This is a genomic window from Paraliomyxa miuraensis (genome assembly GCF_026337845.1).
GTDB lineage: Bacteria > Myxococcota_A > Polyangia > Nannocystales > Nannocystaceae > Paraliomyxa > Paraliomyxa miuraensis.
In genome coordinates this window covers 479,467-489,615 of sequence record NZ_JAOVZF010000158.1, presented here as the reverse complement: position 1 = coordinate 489,615, position 10,149 = coordinate 479,467, and the positions used below count along the sequence as shown (strand labels likewise).

Below are 10,149 nucleotides of genomic sequence, written 5' to 3'. Positions count from 1 at the left end.
TCGTGAACAACCCGCCCCCAGGGTGGGCCATGGTCGTGAACAAACCCCGGCTACGGGTGGGTCATGATCGTGAACAACGACAGCTCTCGGCTCGCCATCAACTGCCCGCGCTCACCTGAACTCCAGGTGAACTCCAGAGCCTCGGCCGGCACCGATCCTCGCCAACTCCGCCAAACGCAAAACGCCCCCTAGCGCTTGCTAGGAGGCGTTCTGGACGGTGAGCCCGGTAGGAATCGAACCTACAACCCGCGGATTAAGAGTCCGCTGCTCTGCCAATTGAGCTACGAGCCCGTCGGAGGGCGGCGTTTATAGTCGATCCGCGCGCGATCACAACCCCCTGAGCCCGAAAACCTCGCGTCGTCGCCACCCGGCGCATGCGAGTTCCCTCCATCCCTCCCGTCACGAAATCGGCTCCTGAGCCCAGAATCCAAGCAGATCGGCCTCTGCCGGGCTCTCGGCCTTCCAACGGCACGGGCCTTCCCTGGGCACCATGAAGCGATCTCTTCGATCACCCGACGCCCGCGTGAACAACGCCGAGGGCATTCGAGGCGAGCGTACTCACGTGTCGGCTCACGCGAGACCACCACCTCCATCAACACCTCGCCACCTCGCAAGACCGCAGCAATCGCTCCACCTCCGCTCCGTGCTCACCCCACCCGCCCGCGGCACCCCCTGGTGCATGCCCAGGCTCCACGAACGGCCTGTGTATCCTGCCGGTCGTGTTCCCCCGCTCCCTCGTGCTCGCGCTGGCCGCCTCGATCCCGAGCGCGTGCATCCAGCCGCCGCCACCGCTGGCCCCCGATGCGGCCGACGATCCCGATGAACCCCCCGCCCGCTCCCAGGTGGCGTGGGACGGCCTGCCGGTGGGCGAGCTCTACGCCCGTGGAGAAATCCGTGGGTTCGAGCTGCGCCAGGGCGACCGCCTGATCGGCCGCACCTGGGGACGCTACGTGGGCACCGAAGGAGAGGGCCCCTCGCTGCGCCACCGCTTCGAGACCCGCACCGAGCTGCTGCTTCCCGGTCGACCTCCCGCGCGCGCCGAAGGGCTGGTGCTGCTCGACGACCAAGGCACCCTCGTGTCGGGCCACGAGCGGAGCGATGCGGCGGAGCTTCGCTTCGAACGCAAGGGCAACCTGCTGCACCTGACCGACGGCGAGCGCGAGGACGAGGTGCTCTACGAGCCCGAGCGTCGCGACACCGCCTTCATGGCGCACTCGGCCGTGTTCCACGAGGAGCTGATGCTGGGCCTGCGCCGCCTAGCCGAGGGCTCGATGAGCTGGCGCGTGGTTTCGCTGTCGGGCGGCGTGCCGGTGGAGTGGGAGGCCTCGCTGGTCCGCGCCCCGCGACGCTCGGGCGAGCGTGCGGTGATCCGCACCAACCTCGGCGAAGAGATCACCATCGAGCACGGTCGCCTGCTGCGCTCCGCCGTCGCGGCCTCGGGCCTCGAGATCGAGGCGATCAAGGGCGAGGTCACCTGGCCGGACTGGGTCATCACCGGCCCTCCGCGTCTGCGCTACGAGCCCGCCGCCGATGCTCGCTTCGGTCGGCGAGAGTTCGAGCTGCCCGGTCGAGCCGGTGAGCCCGCGTTGTTCGGCGAGCTGCTGATCCCCGAGGGCGTCACCACCCCAGCGCCGGCCGTGCTGTGGATCTCCGGCACCGGTCGCGAGGATCGCCACGGCTTCGCCGGACCTCCCCCGGTGGATCTGGGCAGCCACGAGATCACCGATGCGCTCGCCGAGGCCGGGGTGCTGGTGCTGCGCTTCGACGAGCGCGGCCATGGTCGAAGCGAGGCCGGCTCCCTGTCGTTCTCCGACCAGCTCGAGGACGCACGTCGAGCCTTTCGCACGCTGGTGGTGCAGCCCGAGGTCGATCCCGATCGCGTGGTGCTGGTGGCCCATGGCGAGGGCGGCCTGCGGGCGCTGTCGTTGGCGGCCCAGCAGGGAGCGGCCATCACCGGAGTGGCGCTCCTGGGCAGCCCGGGGCGCCCCCATGTCGAGGTGCTGCGCCACCAGGGCGAGGCGGCGCTGGCCGATGTGCCTCCCGAGCTGCGCGAGCACGCACGGGAGCAGCAAGCCCGCATGATCGCCGAGCTCGCCGCGGGTACGGTGCCCCCCGAGCTGCGCGATCACGAAGCCTGGCTGCGCGAGGTCCTGGCCCTCGATCCGGCCCGGATGATCGCTCGCGTCCCCGCGGCGCTGTGGCTGGCCCAGGGCGCTCGCGACTTCGAGGTCGACCCGACGCTCGATGCCCGGGCGCTCCACGATGCGGCCAAGGCCCGCGGCAAGGGCACGAAGGTCGAGCTGCACCGCTACGAGCAGCTCGACCACCTGTTCAAGCCCGAGCCGCTGCGATCGACGCCCGCCCGCTACCGCGAGCCGGGACGCAAGGTCGATCCAACGTTCCTGTCCGACCTGTGCACGTGGGTGGTGTCGATCACCAAGCCGGCCCCGCCCGCGAGCAAGCGCCGTCGTCCCTCCTGACCTCGAACGGGACGAGGCCGCCCCCGTGCGAAGGGACGGCCTCGGTCGGGGGCCAAACCCCGCCCCTTCTCGGGGCGAGCTGATTGATTGCTGGCCAGCAATCGGTTGCGGGACCAGTCCTAGAAGTCCGCCAGCAGTGCGGCGCGCTTGGCCTTGTACTCGTCCTCGGTGATGAGCTCGGCCTCGTAGGCGGCCTTGAGCTTCTTGAGCTTGTCCTCGAGCGGCGAGCCGCCGCCACCGGCCGCCTGGGGAGCCGGCTGAGGCTGACCTGGCTGCTGGTAGCCCTGCTGCGGTTGTCCCTGCTGTCCTTGCGGCGGATAGCCGGGAGGCGCGTAGCCGGGCGGATATCCGGGCGGTGGTGGGTATCCGGGCGGGGGCGGGTAGCCGGGCGGAGGATAGCCCTGCGGGTAGCCCTGCTGCGGGTACATGGCCTGGCCCATGACGTTGCCCATCATGTTGCCCATGCCCATGCCCATGCCCAGGCCCATGCCGGCCTGCATGATCGGGCTTCCGCCGCCGCCGGGCTGCTTGGCCACGTCGCGCATGGCCTGCATGCCCTCCCAGGCGAGCGTGTTGTCGACGCCGCGGGCGCTCTGGGCGGCGGCGGCGTCGAGGGCCTTCTCGACCTCGGGGGGCAGCGAGATGTTCTCGACGATGAACGAGGTGAGGGTGAGGCCCAGCTTGGCGAAGTCCTCGGCGATGCCCTCCTTGACCGCGTTGGCGAGCACGTCGTAGTGGCCGGCCATGTCGGCCACCGACAGCTCGCTCTTGCCGGCGGCCTGCGAGAACGTGGAGACCATGCGCCGCCGCAGGAAGCCCTCGATGTCGTCGGTGGACACGAAGCCCTGGGTGCCCACGATCTCGTCGAAGAACACCTTGGGCTGCGTGATCTTGAAGTTGTAGGAGCCGTAGGCGCGGATGCGGACGCGCCCGGGGCGATTGCCCACCGCGAACTCGGGGTCGCGCACGAGCACGGGGTTGGCGGTGCCCCACTTCTGGTCGAGGTACTGGCGCAGGTTGATGAAGTAGATCTCGACCTTGTAGGGGCTCTCGAAGCCGTACTTCCAGCCGCGCAGGGTGGAGAGGATCGGCACGTTCTGGGTGCTGAGGGTGTGGGTGCCCGGGCCGAACACGTCGGCGGCCTTGCCCTCGTTGACCAGCACGCAGGCCTGTCCCTCGCGGCAGATCAGCTTGGCGCCGTTCTTGACCTCGTTGTCCTCGTCGGGAAAGCGCCACACCAGCGTGTAGTTGGTGTCGTCCTTCCACTCGATGATGTCGATGAGCTGGGACTTGATGAAGCTCATGATGCCCATGGCAGCGTGTTCCTCGTTCTTCGGTGCGGCGTGCGTGGTTGGGGTGCGCGGTTGGATACGGTACGGAGTGCGCGGTTGCTACGGCGGCGGCGGGCTACCTCGACTCGCGCGTGGCTATTTCAAGCGGGAGGCTCAGTCATCGAGGCGGATCTTGGCCGCCTCTTGCTCGATGTCGCCGAACTCGGCGTTGCTCATGTCGAAGGCGTCGGCGAGCTCGCCGACGGCATGACGCTCGGCGTCGCTATAGACGCCGTCCGCCTTGACCATGGCCACGGCGGCCTTCACGAAGGTGCGGCGGATGTGCGACGTCTCGAGCACCATGGCCGCCTCGTAGGGCGAGAACGAGGACCCCGGCAGATCCTCGAACTTGAGCTCGCTACCCGTCTCCGCGAGGAACTCGCGGATCAGCGTCTCCTCCCGTTGATCCATTCCGTCGACGCTGGCGAGGTGGTAGAGCCCACGGGCGAACACGTCGATGACTTCGGGGCTCAGCCCCCCAGAGGATGAGGTCGCGTCGGTCATGCCGCCGCCAAGCGTACGCGCCCCGCCCAGCCGAGACCAGCCGCCCCCCAAACGCCCCCGAAAGGCCACAGAACGGCGCACACCAACCGCCGGCACTCGAAGGCCACAGAACGGCGCACACCCAACCAACGGCGCTCGAAAGGCCACGGAACGGCGCACGCCCAACCAACGGCGCGCGAAACGACACAGAACGGCACACCCAACCGACGGCGCTCGAAAGGTCACAGAACGGCCGCACGCCCAACCGACGGCGCTCGAAAGGTCACAGAACGGGCGCACGCCCAACCGATGGCGCGCGAAACGACACAGAACGACGCACGCCCAACCGACGGCGCGCGAAACGACACAGAACGGCGCACGCCCAACCCGAGAGCGCTCGAACCGGCAAAGAGAATCCCCCCGCTTGCGGGGGGAACCCGCGCGAAGCGCTTAACGTGAAGCCCGAGCCGCCCGCGGGGGGTAAAAAAAGTCAACGCCCGCGGCCCCACACCGCGGGCGTTGCACAACGATCCGACGACCACCGGGTCGTCAATGCGACGGAACGAAGACTTCGAATTCGCGCTCGAAGAGCACGGCGGGCTCGGCACCCGAGGTCGGTGCCCCGAGGATCTCGACCCGCCAGGGGCCGATCCGCTCGGGGTCGATGGGAAAGCTGTTGGCGAGAGCGAGCGTCTCGCCCGGCGAGAGGACGCCGTCGACGAGCGCTGCATGACCACGGTGGGTCCAGCGGAACACCACCGGGCGGGGCCCGTCGATGCCGTCGGCCCGCAGGTGCAGGTTGACCTGGCCGACGTCGGCGGGGAAGCGGTTGGCGTCGGCCAGCGGACCCTCGGCCTGGGCCGCGAGCACGGCCGAGATGTGGGCCGCGCGCAGGGTGGTGTCGCGCTCCTGCGCAGAGAACGCAGACTGCTCGAGCGCAGGGGCGCGGAGCTGACCATCGGCCTCGAGCTGGTCGGGCGTGATCGGAGCGTCTACGCACGCAGGAACCAGGATCGCGACCAGCGCCAAGGGGACGAGGCGAGGGAGCGTCAGCACGGAGTCGAGTCGGTTAGCGAAACCCATGCCAGTCCCAGGATCGACGAAGATCATGATCTTGGCCGCGGGCATACCCCGAGCTTGATGCAAAAGGGAGCATCAGCGCGACAATGAGTAGAAAGAGGCTGTGTGGGCCCGGGTGGGCCGCGCTCGATGCGTGCGACCGCTATGCTTGCCGGACATGCTCGACCGACGCTGCCTCGCGTTGCTGCCGTTGCTGTTCCTTGGGTGCAGGGACCGCGGTGACGCGCCGGCCCCCTCCGCGGATTCCACGGCCAACGAATCGGACACGGGAGTGGTGCCCGATGATCCGCTGGCGGATCTCGAGGACCGGGCGTTCCCGCTGCTGGTGTGGTCGGCCTATCGGGTCGAGCAGGAGTACTTCGACAAGGAGCGCTTCGATCCACGCGAGCAGCTGCTGTCGGCGGTGCAGTTCCTGGGGCTGCACAGCCCGGAGTTCTTCGCGGAGCCCAACGCGGGGGGCGGCCTGGTGGTCAAGGTGCGCTCGCGGTCGGCGTCGTTCGGGCTCGATGACGTGACGTCGCTTCAGAAGGCGGCCGACCGGCTCGAGGAAATCCTGGTGTTCACGCAGGACGTGCTCGACCTCGATCCCGAGCCGCTGCACGAGCTGGAGTACACGGCCATCAACGGGTTGTTCGCGCCGCTCGACCCCCACACGATCCTGCTGTCGCCCGAGGAGCACGATGACCTGGGGGTGCGCACGCGCGGGCACTTCGGTGGGATCGGGGCGCAGATCCGGGCCGAGGATCGCCGCATCATCGTGGTGCGCGTGCTGCCCGGAATGCCGGCCGAGAAGGCGGGCATGAAGGCCGGCGACGTCGTGCTCACCATCGACGGGGCGGCGACGGTGAACATGCCGGCCGAGGATGCGCAGGCGCTGCTGCGCGGACCGGTGGGCGAGGTGGTGGTGGTGGTGGTGCGGCGGGGTACGCAGACGCTCTCGCTGCCGATCACCCGCGACACGATCCACGTGGACAGCGTGGAGAAGGCGATGCTGCCCGGCAAGGTGGCGTACCTGCGGATCTCGACGTTCCAGGAGAACACGGGCGAGCAGGTGCAGGCAGCCCTGCAAGAGCTCGCGGGCGAGCAGGGGGCGGGGGGGGTGGTGCTGGACCTGCGCGGCAATTCGGGCGGGCTGCTCACGCAGGCCACGGCGGTGGTGGACACGATGGTGCAGCGCGGCGAGCTGGTGATCGTGCGCAGCGCGATGGGGCGGGAGGCCGAGGACGCCACCGATGCGATGGCGCTGGCCGATGGCACGCCCGTGGTGGTGCTCCTCGACGAGGACTCGGCGAGCGCGGCCGAGATCGTCGGGGGCGGGCTCAAGGCGCTGGGGCGAGGCGTGGTGCTGGGGCGCTCGAGCTTTGGCAAGGGGACGGTGCAGATGGTCAAGCCGGCCTCGCCCTACGGGCGGGAGCTGGCGCTCAAGCTCACCGTGGCCGAGTACTTGGTGGCGGGCGATCGCACGATCCAGAGCCTGGGGGTGCTGCCCGACCTCGAGCTGCTGCCGGTGGAGATGACGGCGATCCCCGGGATCGCGCGGTTCTTCGACGAGGAGCGGTTCGAACGGCAGCGCGAGCGCTCGCGTACGGCACACCTGCCGTCGGCCAAGCACCATCCTTCGCTGCCGCCCGATCACGTCGCGCTGTCGCGGCTGCGGTACCTCTACAGCGGCGAGGTGCCGGCCGAGCTGCGGGCGCTGACCGACGACGTCGAGGTGCTCGACCGGCTGCAGGATCCAGAGATCCGCATCGCGCGAGAGGTGGCGCTGGGGCTGCAAGGGACCGGCGATCGCGAGCAGCGGGCGGCGGCGCTGCGTGCGGTGGCGGGCCGGCTGGCGGCAACCGAGGACGACCGGATCGAGGCGGCGCTGGCCGATGCGAGCGTGGACTGGTCGGATTCACCGAGCCCCTCGAAGGCGGAGCTCGCAGTCGAGGCCTCGCTGGTGGAATCGGGTCCGGTGGCGGCGGGCGAGCCGTTCGTGATGCGGGTCGAGGTGGAGAACCGTGGCAAGGCGCCGGTGGAGCGGGTGCACGGGATCACCGATTGCGTGCACGACGAGCTCGACGGGATCGAGCTGCTGGTCGGCAAGATCGATCCGGGGCAGACGGTGGTGCGCGACCTGAAGCTGCACGTGATGCCGTGGCACTCCGATTTCACCGACGTGCTGGCGCTCGACGTGCACGTGGGCGAGCCCGATGAGCAGCCCGACGCACGCACGGAGGTGCGGTTCTCGGTGGCGGGGGCGTCGCGGCCATCGCTGTCGTATTCGTGGTGGATCGTGGACGACCCCGCGCTGGCGGCCGCGGCCCCGAAGCGGCCACAGACGCCGCTGCTCAAGGGCGAGGTCCCGTTCGAGGTGAAGGGCAACGGCGATGGCATGCTGCAGCCGGGCGAGCGGGTGCTGCTGGCGTTCGAGGCGCGCAACGACGGGCCGGGGGTGAGCCCCGACGTGCGTGCGGTGCTGCGCAACGGGAGCGCGGCGCAGGGCTTGCTCGAAGAGGGGGCGGTGACGCTGGGGAAGATGCCGGCCGGGGCGCGAGCCCGGGGCGCATTCGGGATCACGGTCAACGAGAGCGCCGATCCGGCGCAGCCGTTCGAGGTGGAGCTGGTGATCGGGGACGCGCAGGTCCGCGAGCGAGCGGGCGACGAGCTGCGGCTGCGGGTGCTCTCCGATGTGCCGACGGTGGTGCGGAAGGAGGCCTCGGTGCGCGTGGGGAAGGAGCCGCTGCGGGTGTACAACGGTGCGCACGCCTCGGCTCCAGTGGTGCTCGAGCTGCCGGAGGGCTCGGTGGTGAGCACGGTGGGCGAGGTGGGGCCATGGCGGGTGCTCGAGCTGCCCAACGATGGCCGGCGGCTGTTCGTGCCGGCCGATCTCGGCGAGGTGGCCGGGTCGGTGAAGAAGCGACCCAAGGGCGATCCGCTCGATGCGGTGCGCAAGGAGGCGCTGGTGCTCCCGCCGGGGCTGCAGCTCGAGGCGGTGCCGCGGGTGGTCGAGGACGCGCACGTCAAGCTGCGCGGAACGGCCACGCACCCGCGACGGGTGCGGGACGTGGCGGTGCTGGTGCGGCCGCCGGGGGCGTCGCAGATCGATCGCAAGGTGAGCTACACGGCGAGCCCGGACAATCAGGCGGGGGCGCAGTCGCTGACGTTCGAGGCCGAGGTGCCGCTCGAGCCGGGGGGGAATCGGATCACGATCCTGGTGCGCGACGGTCGGAAGGTCGAGCGGCGCGAGGACGTGTGGGTGTTTCGCGAGGGGCCGGGGTAGAGGCGCGCTAGGGGCTTGGCCGCCGCGGTGGTCAGGCTGCGCCCCGCTCGTCGCCCGCGAACGGCAATTCGGTCACCGTCTCGTCGGCGATCGCGGGCTTGGTGCGTCGCGTGCGGCGAGGCGGCGCCTTCTTGGCCGAGCGCTTGGGGGCGGCCGCCTTGTCGCCGCCGAGGTCGATCGTCTCGAGCTGCTGTCGCAGCTCGTCGTCGTCCTCCGCGAAGATCCTCGCATAGGCCAGGCCGCGCTCGGCCCGGGTGCGCAGGGCCCTGGTGCGCTCGTCGAGATCGTGGCGTGCCGCGGCGAGGGCTCGCTCCTGGCGGTCGACCTCGGCGGCGGCCTGGCGCAGCTCGGCGGCGAGATCCTCGAGGATGGGGTGATCGACGTCGGGAAAGCACAGGGACCCTGCGTGCTCGCCAAATACGGTGATCAGGGCGGCCAGAGGCTCCGAAACGGGGTCTCGAGCGGGGGTGATGCTGCTCATGTGTTCAGTTTATCCGGCATTCGATCTCGCGCGTCAAGCCTGGCGTTGGCGGCCGACGTGGCGGGTCTCCTTGGTTGCGCGCTCGGGTCGGCTCTTGGCAGGCTCAGCCGTTGCCGAGCCTCGGCACATTCAACATCCGGCTGTTCCCCGATCGAGGGGCGGAGCTGGAGGCGGTCGCGGATCGGGTCGTGGAGCTCGACGCCGATCTGTTCATGGTGCAGGAGATCCGCGAGCCCGAGGTCTTCGACACGGTGCTGCTGGAGGCCTCGCGTCGCCTCCATCGCGACTATGCGGTGCGGCTGGGTCCGATGTGCAAGACCAGCGAGCTCCAGCTGGGGGTGGTGTACGACCGGCGGCGGTTTCGCGAGGTGGAGCATCGGATCCAGGCCGAGCTGGATCCACAGGCGCGCTGCTCGTGTCGCGACGGGCACCCGCCGGCGCTGCTGGTGGTGCTCGAGGAGGAGGACGGCGCGCGCCGGGCGGCGATGTCGGTGCACCTGCAATACGGAGGGCGTCGCTGGATGCACCGGGCGCGCCGCGATCAGTGGGATCACCTGGTGGCCTCGATCGGGCGCGTGCGCGCGGAGCTGGGGGTGCCCTTGGCAGTGGCCGGCGACTTCAACAGCACCGGCTTTCCCGACGACGACCGCGGTGAGCGCCGCCTCATCATGGAGATGACGGCGCGTGCGGGGATGCACCTGGCCACCAAGGATCTTGGCTGCACCGCCTACTGGCGGCCGAATCGACGCAAGCGGGACTACGAGCCCTCGATGCTCGACCACATCCTGCTCAGCACGCCCCCGCGCGGGCCAGCCGAGGCGCTGGGCATGTGCAGGACGCTGGGAGGGCGGCGGGTTCCCGGGGATCAGAACGTGGCGGACTTCCACTGCGTGTCGGACCACTGCCCGGTGCGCGTGTCATGGTGAAACGCATCCAATTCGTGATGGAACGGTGTACCGTAGGGGCAGGGCATCTTCGAGAGCGTTGCGGCTCGGGAGTACGAGCGGTCGGTGAATCGCAGTCACGACG

General features: G+C 69.9%; 7 protein-coding genes and 1 tRNA gene. 3 read left to right on the top strand and 5 right to left on the bottom strand.

What is annotated here, in order from left to right; genetic code table 11:
• Positions 1-218: 218 nt before the first annotated feature.
• Positions 219-291 (bottom strand) — tRNA-Lys (locus OEB96_RS31330).
• A 428-nt stretch (positions 292-719) separates the two neighbouring features.
• On the opposite strand from OEB96_RS31330, the gene OEB96_RS31325 reads away from it, so the two are divergent.
• Complete coding sequence (locus OEB96_RS31325) at positions 720-2,480, top strand: alpha/beta hydrolase family protein (RefSeq protein WP_266220475.1); 1,761 nt, start codon at positions 720-722, stop codon at positions 2,478-2,480.
• 119 nt (positions 2,481-2,599) lie between these two features.
• Here the strand turns inward: OEB96_RS31325 and OEB96_RS31320 are convergent, their stop codons facing one another.
• From OEB96_RS31320 to OEB96_RS31310, 3 genes are all read right to left on the bottom strand, one after another.
• Positions 2,600-3,793 carry an SPFH domain-containing protein gene (locus OEB96_RS31320; RefSeq protein WP_266220474.1) on the bottom strand — a complete coding sequence of 398 codons (1,194 nt, stop codon included), beginning with the start codon at positions 3,791-3,793 and terminating at the stop codon, positions 2,600-2,602.
• 132 nt (positions 3,794-3,925) lie between these two features.
• Positions 3,926-4,315, bottom strand: a complete 390-nt coding sequence (locus tag OEB96_RS31315) for a tellurite resistance TerB family protein (protein ID WP_266220473.1) — start codon at positions 4,313-4,315, stop codon at positions 3,926-3,928.
• Between the two features lie 528 nt (positions 4,316-4,843).
• On the bottom strand, positions 4,844-5,350 hold the full coding sequence (locus tag OEB96_RS31310; RefSeq protein ID WP_266220472.1) for a hypothetical protein: 507 nt from the start codon (positions 5,348-5,350) through the stop codon (positions 4,844-4,846).
• A gap of 181 nt (positions 5,351-5,531) precedes the next feature.
• On the opposite strand from OEB96_RS31310, the gene OEB96_RS31305 reads away from it, so the two are divergent.
• A complete protein-coding gene (locus OEB96_RS31305) occupies positions 5,532-8,639 on the top strand; it encodes an MXAN_5808 family serine peptidase (RefSeq protein WP_266220471.1) in 3,108 nt (1,035 codons plus the stop codon).
• A gap of 31 nt (positions 8,640-8,670) precedes the next feature.
• Here OEB96_RS31305 and OEB96_RS31300 read toward each other — a convergent pair whose 3' ends face one another.
• Positions 8,671-9,120, bottom strand: coding sequence for a hypothetical protein (locus OEB96_RS31300; RefSeq protein ID WP_266220470.1), 450 nt, complete (start codon positions 9,118-9,120; stop codon positions 8,671-8,673).
• A gap of 110 nt (positions 9,121-9,230) precedes the next feature.
• Between OEB96_RS31300 and OEB96_RS31295 the strand changes: the two genes are divergently transcribed.
• Complete coding sequence (locus OEB96_RS31295) at positions 9,231-10,046, top strand: endonuclease/exonuclease/phosphatase family protein (protein WP_266220469.1); 816 nt, start codon at positions 9,231-9,233, stop codon at positions 10,044-10,046.
• Positions 10,047-10,149: the final 103 nt, after the last annotated feature.